This window comes from Bacteroidia bacterium (assembly GCA_020852255.1).
In the GTDB taxonomy this organism is placed as follows: Bacteria; Bacteroidota; Bacteroidia; order JADZBD01; family JADZBD01; genus JADZBD01.
The window spans coordinates 1-15,047 of the sequence record JADZBD010000019.1 but is presented as its reverse complement, the minus strand read 5'-3'; the positions used below and the strand labels follow the sequence as shown (position 1 = coordinate 15,047).

Here is a 15,047-nt window from a genome sequence, read left to right as displayed (position 1 = left end):
TTAAGCAGGCAGGTTCTTCTCAAATTCCTCTGGAAAGGAGAGTTTGAACCGGAACCCCGTTTCTCCGTGAAACTCGGGAGTGCCGCCCAGCTGCTCAGCCAGTGAATAAACAATAGTCATTCCCAGGGTTTCCTGCTCCTTCAGCTTTTGTATGTCTGAAACCCCGTTACCATTATCACTGTACTCAAAAACAATTCGTCCGCTTTCCCGAAACATTCCAATGCTGATCTCCCCCTCTTTCCTCTCACGGAACCCATGTTTGATGGAATTTGTGATAAGTTCGTTCAGAATCAGTCCGCAGGGAATAGCCTGACCCAGCACCAGGCTGATCCCGTCAATCCGGATCTGAGGGCTGATTCGGGTTTTGAGGGACGATCGAATGTACTCCCGGAGCAAGCTGTCGGCATAATCAAAGAAGCCAATAGAGGAAAAAGTTTGGTTTTTGTAGAGCTTTTCATGGATCAGTGCCATGGTATAAATACGGTTACGGCTGTCGTCCAGTGCGCGCTGCACCGCCGCATCCTCTACGGAATTCTTTTGGAGATTAAGCAGAGAAGAGATGATTGCAAGGTTGTTTTTAACTCTATGGTGAACTTCGCTCAGCAGCGTCTGCTTGTCGCTAACCATCACCTGCAGATGCTTTTCTCTCTGGCGTTGCATACGCATAAAAGCCATTACCATGTATCCGGTCATTATGAAACAAAGTGACAGATTAAGGTATGGCGAGGTGTGAGCAATCTCCAGAAACAGCGCATGCGTGAACGGAGGATGTGTAAGTGCGTACCAAACAGTGGCAATGCCCGAGAAGACAGTCATTCCAAAGAGAAAATAAAATATTGACGCCACCCTTTCATTGGAGAACATGAACATCTGGACGAGCATCATAGGAAAAAAATAAAGGTACGCCAGCCCTCTAATTCCCAGGCCAACGGTAAAAACCCCGACTAATACATTCAAACTGACAAAGAGCAACACCATCGCAGCATACAGATAGCCGCTGATATTCAGGGCTGCTACTGCCGCCAGTACGATCAAGGAGGGAATACCGTAGTACAAACTAATAAAAGATGTATCAATGATGGCATTCGTGATCATGGAGGCGGCAATACAAATAAATGCAAGCATCAGAAACTGATTCAGCACGTACACGCTTCTTCGCTCCTCGGAGGTTGAATAAAAAGTCACCCCTTTGCTTAGCACGCTGTTCAGTCTTTCCTTCATGCGGCTTTTCTGCTTTTAAACTCGAATTCCATTACGAAATGCAAGCCATCGTCGTTATAGAAGCGAAAGGTTCCTTCCAGTTGTTCCACAAGAGAAGTAATAATGGTTGTTCCGAGGGATTCTGACTCCGTTATTCCTTCAACATTGGGTGCTCCGGGGCCATTATCTGCATAATGAAAGCTCACATGGTTCCCTGTCTGAAGTATTTCAAGAAAAACTGCCCCTTCAGACTTGCGGAATGCATGTTTGTAGGAGTTTGTAACAAGCTCGTTTAGAATCAGTCCGCAGGGAATGGATGAATTGAGATCCAGGTTTACATTTATAATGCGTAAATCCCGCTTTACTTTCTTGCGCAACCCATACCCTCTTTCGATCTCATCAAGCAAATTCTTTACATAAGAATCAAAATCAATCGAACTGAAAGAGCGGTTCTTATATAATCTGTCATGGATCAGTGCCATGGAGGCGACGCGTGAACGCGAATCCTCCAAAACCTGCTGCATTCCTTTATCTGAAAGCATATTCTTTTGCAGATTCAGCAATCCGGAAATAATAGCCAGATTGTTTTTGACACGGTGGTGTACTTCAGCCAGCAGAAGTTCCCTTTCGCGTATGATTTTCTCCAGTCGTTTCTGAGCTTTTCTGTTAAAATCGAGGTACAGCAACAAAATAGAAATAGTAAGCAAGGAACTGAGTGCCGTGTTTAATATGGCGGCATCCCGGATCATCCGTGCGGACAATTCAATCCCGATATGAATATTTAAATTCAGCAAAAGAATGGAAGACACGGCAGACGTTGCCAGGAATCCAAAATTAAAATACATATACCTGCTTTCACCATCATGATTTAAAAGAAAAACCACGCTCATCACCAGCGGGAAATAATACAGGAATATCATTCCGCCAACATCATACATCAGGTTACCGCAAAGAACTTCCACAGAACACGCAACGATCTGCAGAGAAACAGCGAGGATGGACCGCCCGGCCTTTACGGAGAAAATAGAAACGACGTATAGGATGACAGTTCCTCCCAGGATATACGCCATTGCAAATTGACCCAGGATCAGGCTGAACACGATACCGACAAGATGAAAGCCTGCACCCAGCCAGGTAAACTGATTGATAAGCAGCACACGGCGCATGGTGTCTGCATCCTGATATTTTCTTACCCCAGATAAGGTAATTCTCCGGAAAAGAGCCAGCAACATATCCTTCTATTTCTATCTTTGGTGTTAAAGTTAACCTTTTTCACATCAGACATGAGAAGGCTGCCCGGTAAAATCTGGCGTTTTGCCTGGAAAACGGCAGTAGGTTTTTTCGCTCTCAGCATACTGTCTGTGATCCTGTTCAGGTGGGTGCCTGTACCCCTGACTCCCCTGATGCTCATCCGGTGTATCGAGCAAAAGCAGGAGGGAAAACAAATTCGCCTGGAACACAACTGGGTTTCGCTTGATCAGATCTCCCCTCATCTCCAACTGGCAGTAGTATGTGCCGAGGATCAGAATTTTATATTGCATTTTGGGTTCGACCGTGTGGCGATCGAAAAAGCCATCAAACATAATAAAACACATAAGAAAAAGCGGGGCGCCAGCACTATTTCCCAGCAAACCGCCAAGAATGTATTTCTCTGGCCGGGCAGAGGGTGGATCAGGAAAGGGTTTGAAGTGTATTTCACCTTTTTGATAGAGGTGTTCTGGAGCAAAGAGCGAATCATGGAAGTATATCTCAACTCGATAGAGTTCGGGAACGGCATTTACGGCGCTGAAGCGGCGGCAGGGATCTTTTTTAAAAAAAGCAACCTCGCACTCTCCAGGGAACAAGCCGCTCTTCTGGCTGTTGTGCTTCCCAACCCCCGCCGGTATAATGCCGGAAAACCGGGCGGGTACCTGCGCACAAGACAAGCCTGGTGCCTGAACCAAATGCGGCTGTGGGGTGGTCAACTGGACTATCACCCGGATGAAAAAGAGGAAAAAAAATAAACCCTGCCGCCTTAGCAGCAGGGTGAACCGGACAGGCCAATATTTAAATACCCCAACCCAAACCCACAAAGGGAATACCTATCCTGAATTGTCCGTTTAAATCCGGAAAACCTACGGATGTGGTCTTTTCCGTTTCCTTTTTCTCTTTGTGCTTTTCATCTGTAGAATCCAGCTTCTTGATCCTGATCTCACCATCCTTAATATGGATCTCCTCATTGCCCTTTTTTAGATGAACCTCCCCCTTGCCTACCCGAACCCTCTCTCCGTGTATATCCAGGCCTTCGCAATTCCTGCAATCCAGTCCCTCTGTTGTCATGTTCCACGTATGATTCAACATGTCCTCGTCCCAGAGGTCATGTACATTCGGCACATCATAGAGAAGATGGGAAAGAGTTTTGGACAGGAAGACGGATTTTCCTACCGGTACCCGAACGATGATCTTCACATCCTGTGCACGCAGCTTATTGGAACGGTCAAACTCCGATACAGAATAAAACTCCACAACTGAATCGGTAATGCCAGGCGCTTTGTAGAGAATGTTTCTTGCCCGGTTCAGCGCATCCTTCTTATCTATGCCCCGTGCCGTTCGTATGATTTCAATCTGGAATGAATCGCCATCCGCTTTTTCAACGGTCAGATCGGGAAAACCAAACCGGATTTTTTCCCCGTTCATGTTCATAAAATCCCAGTCTTTATTATTCCCCTTGTGACGTACATCCCTGATCTCACCGTCTATGCCTTCCATCTCATCTTCTGTGGGGAGTATCCCTCTGAGAAAAAGAGTATCCGAGGATGTATTCAGTGTATATACCTCCTTCACCCGCCCGTTCTCCCTGAAATCGGTTCCCAGACTTACTCCGGAATAGATTCCGATTCCTATACCCACCACCCAAAGGATCAGCGCAACCACACTCAGGAGACGGTTTTTCTCCCGGATGCCCAGCAGTAAACGAAACCCACCGTAGATGAGCATCATGAAAGGAATACCCAATGTGAGCAGTGCGGCTACTACTGCCAGCTCATAATCACCTGCAGAGGTAAACACAGACTCGATCCAGCCCGGGGCATTGGACAATCCGAAATTGGAGATCCCGAAAACAGAAGTGAATAAACCGACGGTAAAAAGCACGCCGATAATAATCAGGGCGATTGCGAATACCTTTCCGAATACGGTCAGGAATGATGTTCCTACACTGGCCAAAAATTCCAGGAACTTATCCACCCCGTTCTTCACCTTTTGCCTGTTTTCGGGACCCGAAAAATTTTTCAGGTCCTCCTCCATTTCCTTCCCTTTCTTCTTCAGATGTCCTAATTCTTCCTCTACTGTTTTTTTGATATTATTAATATTCACCTTTTCTCCTTTCATTTCAAGCTTCTCCGCTGTGGTTTTCGCCTCGGGGATTGCAATCCAGAGGATAATATAAACCAATACACCTGCACCTCCGAAAATGGTGAATACTACAAGCGACAAACGCAGCCAGAGCGGATCCATATCGAAATAGTTGGCGATACCTCCGCACACACCCCCCAACACACGACTGTCCGGATCGCGGAATACTCTCCTTCTCCGTTTGCTGAAGTCAATTACTTCCTCCGGCTTTTCCCCCTCGGTATCCTCCTTTTCCCCGCCGGAAGCGTAATCTTCCGGTTTTCCCATCACAGAGATAACATGATCCACGTCCGCGGTTAAAACAACCTGACGGCCGGCACCGATCTTTTCCTTCAGCAGCTCAGCAATGCGTGCCTCTATGTCGGCCATTATTTCATCACGCCCCTCCGAATCCTTGAAATAACTTTTGATTGTGCCAAGGTATTTGCTGAGCTTGTCATAGGCATCTTCCTCTATGTGGAAAACAATGCCGCTTACGTTTATTGTTACAGTTTTATTCATGGTTCCGTTGATTTAGGGTTGAGGATTACTGTTTTGGTCAGTTGCTGTTCCGGTCGCATCTTTACGATTATCTCTCCTGGTGGCGGTGTGTACGGAGTTTACTAACTCGTCCCAGGTCTGCTCCAGTTCTTTGAGAAACTGCCCGCCCAGTTCAGTCAGCCGATAATACTTTCTGGGCGGTCCCGATGAAGATTCCTCCCACCGGTAACTGAGCAGTCCCATGTTTTTAAGCCGAGTGAGCAGGGGATACAAGGTTCCTTCCACTACCACCAGCCGTGCTACCTTCATTCTTTCAATGATCTCTGTCGGATACGCATCGCCGTCTGAGAGTATCGAAAGAATGCAGAACTCCAACACCCCCTTCCGCATCTGCGCCTTTGTGTTCTCTATATTCATGAATCTCGTTTTAGTTCTATGTTAAACACTGTCGAATACAATGCAAAGATATAGCTATTGTATGTTACCATGCAATACATAGTACTAAAATAATTTCTATCTGATTGATAATCAGTTAGAAAAAAATAATCCGGGCTACCGGAGTAAAGTGTAATTTTGTAATCCTGATAAACTATATGGACCAAATAGCGCAAATTTTTACTATCGACGGAATGATCTCCCTCCTCACTCTGGCATTGCTGGAGATCGTTCTGGGAATTGATAATATCATTTTCATTTCCATTATCGCCGGGAGGCTACCGGGTAAGCGGGAACAGAAAAAGGCACGCTTCACCGGCCTGATCCTCGCCCTGTTGATGAGGGTTGGACTGCTCTTTGGGATTACCTGGATTATTTCGATGAAGGATGATCTTTTCACCCTGTTTGATATCGGTTTTTCAGGGAGAGATATTATTCTCTTCTGCGGCGGTATTTTCCTGCTGGCAAAAACGGTGAGTGAGATTCACGAAAAGATTGAATCATCGGATGACACGGAGGAGGAGAAAAAAATCAACATTCCTTCCCTCCTGTCTATTATTCTTCAAATCGTCCTGATTGACATGGTTTTCTCCTTTGATTCCATTCTCACGGCAGTGGGAATTGTTGATAATGTTTACATTATGATAGGGGCTGTGATCATTTCCATGGTGATCATGATGATTTTTGCCGAGTCGGTTTCTGATTTCATCAACAGGCATCCCACGGTGAAGATGCTTGCGCTTGCTTTCCTTCTCATGATCGGCTTCCTGCTGGTACTGGAGTCCTTTGATGTACATGTACCGAAGCCGTACGTTTACTCCTCCATGGCCTTTGCTTTCCTGGTGGAACTGCTGAATATGCGGGTGCGAAGAAAAAAGGTTAAGAAATCAGAGTGATCCTCTTTTTCCCGGAAGTTTAGCTTCATAACCTCGACATACACCTCCAGAGAGGTTAATCGGTACCCGGTTCGTGTCGGAAAAAACCTTTCTCTCCGCCCTGTATTCGACCTGCCTGAAACTAAAATACACAAAACAGGAATGCAGTCCTAAGCCGCTTGCAGCCATTAACAAAATCCTCCTTCATATTTTCGAAAGATGTATGTCATGCGTACAGCTCCAACATAACAAAAACGCAAAAGAGGATAGAGGCCACTCCGTTAGTTGTAAAAAAGGCGATGTTCACTTTGCTCAGGTCATCGGGCTTCACCAGGGTATGCTGGTAAGCCAGAAGCCCGGTGAACACGGCTGTTCCCATCCAATACCACATATCCATGGAAGCAATAACCCCGGCGATGAGCAGCGAGATCACGGAGATCACATGCATCCATACGGACAAGCGAAGCGCACCTTTTTTCCCCAGAGCCGCGGGGATAGAATGCAATCCCTTTCCCTTGTCAAATTCCTCGTCCTGCAGAGCATAAATCATATCAAAACCACTCACCCAGAACAGTACAGTGAAGGAGAACAGCAGTGGAAGAAGATCAAAATATCCGGTTACTGCCAGCCAGGCTCCTATAGGGGCCAATGCCAGACCCAGGCCAAGTACAAAATGACAAAGTGAAGTAAAACGCTTGGTATAGCTGTATCCCAGTACCACTACCAATGCCACCGGCGAGAGGTAAAAGCAAATCGGATTAATAAACCACGTCAGGGCAACAAAACCCGTGGCATTCAAGAGCACGAACCATAATGCACCCCGGGCAGAAATTGCGCCTGAAGGAATTTCGCGGACCATCGTTCGCACATTCTGCGCGTCAATCGCCCGATCGGCATACCGGTTAAATCCCATCGCTGCATTTCTTGCCAGAATCATACATCCGATCACCTTTAAGATAAGCCAGTAACTTACTTCGCCTTCTACGGACTCCCTGGCCAGAAAAAAACCGATGAGTGCAAACGGCATTGCAAATAGGGTATGGGAGAACCTGACCAGAGAGAGGTATCTATGAATCGCTGTCATTGGATGATCTGGTGCGAAGTTACGAATAGAATCTGCGTCCTTTCTTGTACTTTTGCCCGGATGTATATTTCCTCTCCCACGAATCACCGGATCAAAAACCTCCTGCGTCTCTATGAACGCTCCTCTGAACGCCGGGAACAAGGTGCTTTTGTGACGGAAGGGAGAAAAGAGATTGATCTTGCGCTGGAATCAGGTTATGAACTTTTGGAATTCTACCATTGTACAAAATTGGGAAGCCCGGTTCCATCAGTTACGGAAGACCGCTACTTCGAGATCAGTGCTACCGCATTTGAGAAGATCGCCTACCGGGAAAACACCGACGGAGTGATCGCTGTCTTTCGCACTCCTGACCATTCGCTCAGCAACCTGAAGCCGGGCAAATCAGCCCTGGTGATCGTGCTGGAACGCGTTGAAAAGCCGGGGAACCTCGGTGCTGTTTTACGCATTGCTGACGGTTGTAATGCAGATGCACTGTTGATCTGCGACCCGCGGACAGATCTTTATAACCCCAACGTGATACGGTCCAGCGTGGGGTGTGTTTTTACACGCAAAATAGGTGTGGCCGGATTGCATGAAACGCAACAGTGGCTCACCGAAAATAAACTGAACTGCTTTACCGCATCACCCGAAGCTTCTAAGAACTATTTTGAACAGGATCTCACGGCCGCTTCCGCCTTCATATTTGGAACGGAACACGAGGGATTATCGGAAGCCTGGGATGCCATCGGCATTCCCATCCGGATTCCCATGCTGGGAAAGAATGACTCGCTGAATGTGGCCGCCAGCGTTTCTGTGATAACCTACGAAGCAATCCGCCAGCGACTGAAAATAAAATGAAAACGACCCCTCTCCTGCTGCTATTGCTGTTTTCTCTGTGTGTCTCCGCTCAAGGTGACTCTGTAAAATACAGCAAGGAATTTACTTTCAGGGAAGGTGTGTATTTGTCTTTTGAACAATTCCGGAAACAGACCCCCCTTCACACCGACCGCATCGTTAGCGGTTATGAAAAAACAGATCCCGGATTTTTACAAAAAGTACTTCAAAAGACCACGCTTACCTACCGCAATGAAAAAGACTCTGCCATAACAGTAAAAACCGCTGCTGTATGGGGCTATTCCCGCGGAGGCATTGTATTCGTTAACCACGGGCGGGAATTTAACCGCCTGGTGGTCATTGGTTCCTTGTGCCATTTTACGGCCTATGTCAATAACACCACATACCAGCACGACCCATATAACCTTGGGGTAAATACCCAGCCAGGTTATGCACAGGAGCAGTTCATGATAGATATTCTAATGGGAAAAACAATGCCCTTCACTCCGATAGCGATCGAATTCGTTCTCCAGAGAGATGATGCACTGCTGAAGGAATGGCAGGCACTTTCCAAATCCGCGAAAAAGAAATCTGCCTTTCTCTTCTTGAGAAAGTACAACGAAAAGTATCCGCTTTATTTCCCTCAGTAAGCACCTTTTTTTCTTCGTATCTTCGTCGGCCCGATGCGTTAAATTGAGTCGGAATTAGTTGATAATCAATTACTCTACACATGTCAGAAGGAAGGCAGATCATTTTTTCGATGGTGAATGTGTCCAAGACACTCAGCACCGGTAAGACCATACTCAAGGACATCTATCTCTCGTTTTATTACGGAGCCAAAATCGGCATCCTGGGATTGAATGGTTCAGGAAAGTCGACCCTCATGCGGATTATCGCCGGGACAGAGAAAAATTTTCAGGGTGAAGTGCACTTTTCTCCCGGCTATTCCATCGGACTTCTGGAACAGGAACCTGTACTGGATGACAACAAGACGGCGATCGAAATTGTGCGGGAAGGTGCGGCTGAACACGTGAACATTCTGAAAGAATATGAAGAAGTGAACAATAAATTCTCCGAACCGATGAACGATGAGGAGATGGAGAAATTAATCAACCGCCAGGCCAGGCTTACCGAACTCATCGAACAGCATGATCTCTGGAACCTGGACAACCGGCTGGAGATTGCGATGGATGCACTGCGCTGCCCGGAATCAGGTACACCTGTAAAGAATCTTTCCGGAGGAGAGCGACGCCGGCTGGCACTATGCAGGCTGCTGATTCAGGAACCGGACATCTTATTGCTGGATGAACCCACGAACCACCTCGACGCAGAATCGGTAGACTGGCTGGAACAGCATTTAAAGAATTACAAAGGCACGGTGATCGCCATTACACACGACCGGTACTTCCTGGATAATGTTGCCGGGTGGATCCTGGAACTGGACCGCGGGGCAGGTATTCCATGGAAGGGAAATTATTCCTCCTGGCTGGAACAAAAGCAGGAACGTTTGCGGCAGGAAGAGAAAACGGAGAGCAAGCGTCAGAAAACACTTCAGCGGGAGCTGGAATGGGTACGGCAGGGTGCGCGTGGCCGCCAGGCCAAACAAAAAGCACGTTTACAGAACTACGAAAAGATGCTCGGCGAAGATGTCAGGAGCAAGGAAGAAAAACTGGAGATCTTTATTCCAAACGGGCCACGACTTGGTAATGAAGTGATAGAGGCGAAAGGCGTGGCGAAATCATTCGGGGATAAAGTACTTTATGAAGACCTTAGCTTTAAACTCCCACCTGCAGGAATCGTTGGAATTATAGGACCGAATGGAGCAGGAAAAACCACTATTTTCCGTATGATCATGGGACAAGAGAAACCCGACAGAGGCTCTTTCCAAATCGGCCCAACCGTTAAGGTGGGATACGTTGATCAGGCGCACACAGACATAGATCCGGAAAAAACCGTTTATGAAATTCTGAGCGGGGGAACGGAGACCATTCTGGTGGGTGGAAAACCCATCAATTCAAGATCCTATATATCCCGGTTTAATTTTTCAGGTAACGATCAGGGCAAGAAATGCGGTGTACTCTCCGGCGGGGAAAGAAACCGTCTGCACCTGGCACTCACACTTAAAACAGAAGCCAACGTGCTGCTGCTGGACGAACCAACGAACGATCTCGATGTGAATACACTCCGGGCGCTGGAAGAAGCCCTGGAGAATTTTGCCGGTTGTGCAGTCATCATCTCACACGACCGCTGGTTCCTCGACAGGGTATGTACACACATTCTTGCCTTTGAAGGAGAATCCGCTGTATACTGGTATGAGGGATCTTACTCTGAATACGAAGAGAATAAAAAGAAAAGGCTGGGAGATGTGCAGCCAAAACGGATCCGTTATAAGAAACTGGCAGTATAAAATGAAACCAGGCATACCATCGGGAACGCGGGACTTCGGAGCCAGAGAAATGGCGAAGAGGAATTTCATCCTCAGCACCATTCGCGCTATTTACGAGAAATACGGATTCGAACAGATTGAGACTCCCGCAATGGAAAATCTCTCAACACTGGAGGGAAAATATGGCGAAGAAGGGGATAAATTATTGTTCCGGATACTGAACTCAGGACCGGTACTCGAAAAGATCAAAGATTCAAAAGGTGAACTTCAGAGGAAGGAAATCACAGAGAAAGGATTGCGCTATGATTTGACAGTGCCCTTTGCAAGATATGTGGTAATGAACCGGAATGAACTCGCATTTCCATTCAGGAGATTTCAGGTGCAGCCGGTATGGAGAGCCGATCGGCCGCAGAAAGGACGTTACCGTGAATTTTATCAGTTCGATGCAGATGTTATCGGGAGCGATTCGCTCTTAAACGAAATCGAATTGCTTCAAATAATAGATGATGTGTTTTCCGCACTCCGGATTCCGGTAACCATTAAGCTCAATCACCGGAAGATTCTTGCAGGACTGGCGGAATACGCCGGTCTCCGCGATAAATTCATTGAAATAACTGTTATTCTTGATAAACTGGAAAAGATCGGTGCGGATTCCGTACGGAATGAATTGAAATCTATCGGGATGACACCCGAAGGCGTAGAGGCATTGATGAATGTCTGTTCCATCAGCGGAGAAGCCGAAAATTACGTTCTCCGGATAAAAGAGTGTTTAAAAAATGAGAATGGCACAACAGGAGCGGAGGAGTTAAAATACATCCTGGACAACATTCCTACCTCCTTAAGAAATGCCAAACTGACACTTGATGCCACCTTAGCCCGCGGGCTGAATTACTATACAGGCACTATTATCGAAGTAAAATCGGATACCGGAGATCTCAAAGTCAGCATTTGCGGAGGCGGAAGATATGATAACCTCACCGGCGTTTTCGGGTTGCCCGGGGTATCAGGGGTAGGAATTTCCTTCGGCATTGACCGGATCTATGACGTGATGAACGACGCGGGATTATTCGAAGGAAAGATCCACGCATGCAGTTCACGCGTTCTTCTGGCGCATTTTGGGGAACCGGATCGTTCCTACGGATTTTCTCTCGTATCCAAATTGAGGAATCTGGGTATACCCTCCGAAATTTATCCCGATCTCACTAAAAAAATCACAAAACAATTTGAATACGCAAATAAAAAACATATCCCTTACGTGGTGGTCATCGGAGAAGAGGAGAGAAAAACAGGACAGTTAGCATTCAAGAACATGGACAGCGGAACGCAGGAACAGCTGACATTCGAGGAGATAATTACCCGATTAAAATAATTCCGGCATGAGAAAATTCCAGATCACACCTTCCGATATTACGCCTGAGCTTGCCGTTGAACTGGTACGTGATGAGGCACAGCTCTCCCTCTCGGCCGTTTCTGAAAAAAGGATTAAAACATGCCGGGATTATCTCGACCGAAAACTGAAAAACAATCCTGACCCTGTATACGGAATCAATACCGGATTCGGAGCCTTATACAATAAAACCATTTCTCCGGTGGATCTTGAAAAATTACAGGAAAATCTGGTACGCTCCCACGCCTGCGGTACAGGAAACGAAGTGCCCCCGGAGATTGTGCGCCTGATGATGCTCCTGAAGATCCACGCCTTATCCAAAGGGTACTCCGGTGTGCAGCTGTCAACGGTATGGCAACTGATCGAACTTTTCAATGCAGGTGTAACGCCGGTTGTTTACCAACTCGGATCACTGGGTGCTTCCGGCGACCTGGCTCCCCTGGCCCATATGTCGCTTGCACTGATCGGAGAAGGGGAGGTTGTTCAGAAAGGAAAAAGAATCAAAGCGGCTGCCGCACTCAAATCTCTGGGGCTCGCACCACTGAAATTCAAGCCTAAAGAAGCGCTGGCTCTGCTCAACGGAACACAATTCATGAGCGCATACGCCTGTATGTGTGTATATGAAGCAGGAAGAATTGCTGGCCTTGCTGATGAGATCAGTGCTCTTTCCCTCGACGCATTCGACGGCCGTCCTGAACCGTTCTCAGAATTATTGCAGGAAATCAGGCCCCACCCCGGACAAATAAGCGTTGCCGGAAACATGCGCCGCCTTTTAAAAGGCAGCCAGATCACCGGAAAAGAAAAAAAACACGTCCAGGATCCGTATTCCTTCCGCTGCATCCCCCAGGTACACGGCGCAACAAGAGATGTTCTAACGCATTCCGAACACATTCTTCGCACCGAAATTAATTCCGTCACTGACAATCCAACTATTTTTCCGGAAGCAGATAAGATACTTTCCGGTGGCAATTTCCATGGTCAACCGCTGGCGTTAATGCTGGATCACCTGGCAATTGCCGTTGCTGAACTGGGTAGCATTTCTGAAAGAAGAACTTTTTTGCTCATCTCCGGGCAACGCGGCCTCCCTCCATTCCTGGTGCATAATCCCGGACTGAATTCTGGACTTATGATCCCACAATATACAGCCGCCTCCATTGTAAGTAAAAACAAACAACTTTGCACCCCGGCTTCCGTGGATAGTATTACCTCGTCCAACGGGCAGGAAGATCATGTTAGTATGGGAGCAAATGCAGCCACCAAATGCTATGAGGTAGTAAAAAATGTAATGCGGGTTCTTTCCATTGAAATGCTGAGTGCCGCGCAGGCAATTGAGTTCCGCCGGCCCCTGCGCACCTCTACTCTTTTGGAGAATCAACTCAGGGAATTCCGGAAAACTGTACCCTTTATCAAAGAAGATGTTATTGTTGGTGACTGGATGCGCCGCTCAGAAGAGTACCTGCAAAAACGCCTGGCATGATCAGGATATTGCTCTTCCTGAAATTTGTCCTGCTTACTCTTCCCGCCGTCTCTTGCGATTGTCCTACTGAAATACCCTTCCGGAATGCTTTGAATCAGTACGATCTGATCTTCCGGGGCAAAGTAACGGACACCCTGAGCAACGGAACACAAGGAGTAGCAGTTTTTCAGCCGCTGGCTATTTACAAAGGACATCCGGAAGAAAGGATCAGGATTAAATACGATGCTACCTCCTCCTGCCTGATGAGTTTCTCCCCCGGGGAAGAATGGATTATTTACGCCAGCACGGATCCGTATAACAGAAATGCAGTACACTTCTGCGGACACTCAAGGAAATACTTAAGCAGCGCTGTGGCAGAAGATCACTACTTCCCAATACGAAAATGCAGCTTCCGGGAGGAAGATTCCATTCTACTCGCCCTTCTCGGACCACCATCGGTTATTAAAAAAAATGTTGATCCTGTCAAACAAAGGGAACTCCGGCACCCAGGCCGCGGAACAGCCATTTGGTATATCTTAGCTGCCATGCCTGTGCTTATCATAGCCTGGTTCTTGCTTAAAAAACATCTGAGATGAATTCAAACTTTAAAGCACACCCCTGGCATGGGATCTCTCCCGGTAAGGATGCGCCTGAATGCCTCACAGCTTTTATTGAAATCGTTCCTTCCGATACAATGAAGTATGAGATCGATAAGATGAGCGGATACCTGAAAGTCGATCGCCCTCAAAAATTCAGCAACGTAGTACCTTGTTCCTACGGGTTCATTCCCCGTACCTATTGCAACACCGGTATCGCATCCCTGGCAGCCAAAACCGTTCCCGGTGTAAAAGATGGAGATAAGGACCCTCTCGATATATGCGTGTTCAGTGAACGACAAATCGCGCACGGAAATGTGCTGCTCCAGGCAACTCCTATCGGTGGTCTGCGTCTCATAGACAAGGGTGAAGCCGATGATAAGATCATCGCTGTTCTGAAAGGCGATGCAGTGTATCACTGGAATGACCTGAAAGATGTTCCAACTTCGTTGCTCGACCGCCTGGTTCATTACTTCCTGACTTATAAAAATTTACCCGGCGACACTGCTTCCTGCCGAGTGGCTGGTATTTATGGAAAAAAAGAGGCATTAGAGGTGATCCGTACCGCAATGGAAGACTGGAAACAGGTGTTCGCCAAGTGACTTAACCGTTTTAAATTACTATAAATCAATTGTTTATGCTTTTTATTAACAAAAACATTTAACGATAAATACTTTGGATTAGTCGACGATTTCAATATATTTGTTTTCCTAAAACCCAAAAGCCCGAACATGAAAAGATCCCTACTCTTTTCCATTCTCACCGCCGGAATACTCGCACTGATTCCTTTTACTGTAAAGGCTCAGGACAACGTCGGAATAGGAACAACAACTCCTGATGCTTCCGCCATACTCGAAATGATGTCGACCAACAAGGGTCTTCTCATACCTCGTATGACGGCTGTTCAGCGACTTGCACTTACACCGGCCAACTCGCTGATGG

At 47.0% G+C, this 15,047-nt stretch carries 15 protein-coding genes; 10 read left to right on the top strand and 5 right to left on the bottom strand.

Annotated features, from left to right (window positions below):
* Nucleotides 1-1,221 (bottom strand): sensor histidine kinase, encoded by a 1,221-nt coding sequence (locus IT233_11480; protein ID MCC7303252.1) that lies wholly within the window; start codon nt 1,219-1,221, stop codon nt 1-3.
* Entirely contained in the window at nt 1,218-2,432 is a 1,215-nt protein-coding gene (locus IT233_11475; GenBank protein ID MCC7303251.1) for a sensor histidine kinase, read from the bottom strand. The genes IT233_11480 and IT233_11475 overlap by 4 nt, the downstream gene beginning before the upstream one ends.
* A 51-nt stretch (nt 2,433-2,483) precedes the next feature.
* Between IT233_11475 and mtgA the strand changes: the two genes are divergently transcribed.
* On the top strand, nt 2,484-3,203 hold the full coding sequence (mtgA, locus tag IT233_11470; protein ID MCC7303250.1) for a monofunctional biosynthetic peptidoglycan transglycosylase: 720 nt from the start codon (nt 2,484-2,486) through the stop codon (nt 3,201-3,203).
* A gap of 43 nt (nt 3,204-3,246) precedes the next feature.
* Here mtgA and IT233_11465 read toward each other — a convergent pair whose 3' ends face one another.
* Both IT233_11465 and IT233_11460 read right to left on the bottom strand, forming a co-directional pair.
* On the bottom strand, nt 3,247-5,094 hold the full coding sequence (locus tag IT233_11465) for a PspC domain-containing protein (GenBank protein ID MCC7303249.1): 1,848 nt from the start codon (nt 5,092-5,094) through the stop codon (nt 3,247-3,249).
* A gap of 12 nt (nt 5,095-5,106) precedes the next feature.
* On the bottom strand, nt 5,107-5,490 hold the full coding sequence (locus IT233_11460) for a PadR family transcriptional regulator (protein MCC7303248.1): 384 nt from the start codon (nt 5,488-5,490) through the stop codon (nt 5,107-5,109).
* Between the two features lie 176 nt (nt 5,491-5,666).
* Here IT233_11460 and IT233_11455 point away from each other — a divergent pair, with 176 nt between their 5' ends.
* Nucleotides 5,667-6,404: a TerC family protein gene (locus tag IT233_11455; protein MCC7303247.1), complete on the top strand. Its 738-nt coding sequence runs from the start codon at nt 5,667-5,669 to the stop codon at nt 6,402-6,404.
* 205 nt (nt 6,405-6,609) lie between these two features.
* On the opposite strand, the gene IT233_11450 is transcribed toward IT233_11455, so the two are convergent.
* Nucleotides 6,610-7,467: a UbiA family prenyltransferase gene (locus tag IT233_11450; GenBank protein MCC7303246.1), complete on the bottom strand. Its 858-nt coding sequence runs from the start codon at nt 7,465-7,467 to the stop codon at nt 6,610-6,612.
* A 60-nt stretch (nt 7,468-7,527) separates the two neighbouring features.
* Between IT233_11450 and IT233_11445 the strand changes: the two genes are divergently transcribed.
* From IT233_11445 to IT233_11410, 8 genes are all read left to right on the top strand, one after another.
* Nucleotides 7,528-8,304, top strand: a complete 777-nt coding sequence (locus IT233_11445; GenBank protein ID MCC7303245.1) for an RNA methyltransferase — start codon at nt 7,528-7,530, stop codon at nt 8,302-8,304.
* Nucleotides 8,301-8,930, top strand: coding sequence for a hypothetical protein (locus IT233_11440; protein MCC7303244.1), 630 nt, complete (start codon nt 8,301-8,303; stop codon nt 8,928-8,930). The genes IT233_11445 and IT233_11440 overlap by 4 nt, the downstream gene beginning before the upstream one ends.
* An 80-nt stretch (nt 8,931-9,010) precedes the next feature.
* The gene (gene ettA, locus IT233_11435; protein ID MCC7303243.1) at nt 9,011-10,687 is read left to right on the top strand and encodes an energy-dependent translational throttle protein EttA; all 1,677 of its coding nucleotides are present in this window, start codon (nt 9,011-9,013) and stop codon (nt 10,685-10,687) included.
* A 1-nt stretch (nt 10,688) separates the two neighbouring features.
* Nucleotides 10,689-12,035, top strand: a complete 1,347-nt coding sequence (locus IT233_11430) for a histidine--tRNA ligase (GenBank protein ID MCC7303242.1) — start codon at nt 10,689-10,691, stop codon at nt 12,033-12,035.
* A gap of 7 nt (nt 12,036-12,042) precedes the next feature.
* A complete protein-coding gene (gene hutH / locus IT233_11425) occupies nt 12,043-13,530 on the top strand; it encodes a histidine ammonia-lyase (GenBank protein MCC7303241.1) in 1,488 nt (495 codons plus the stop codon).
* A complete protein-coding gene (locus IT233_11420) occupies nt 13,527-14,105 on the top strand; it encodes a hypothetical protein (GenBank protein MCC7303240.1) in 579 nt (192 codons plus the stop codon). The genes hutH and IT233_11420 overlap by 4 nt, the downstream gene beginning before the upstream one ends.
* Nucleotides 14,102-14,707, top strand: a complete 606-nt coding sequence (locus tag IT233_11415; protein ID MCC7303239.1) for an inorganic pyrophosphatase — start codon at nt 14,102-14,104, stop codon at nt 14,705-14,707. The genes IT233_11420 and IT233_11415 overlap by 4 nt, the downstream gene beginning before the upstream one ends.
* Nucleotides 14,708-14,836: 129 nt before the next feature.
* A partial coding sequence (locus IT233_11410; protein ID MCC7303238.1) for a hypothetical protein occupies nt 14,837-15,047 on the top strand: 211 nt, incomplete at its 3' end.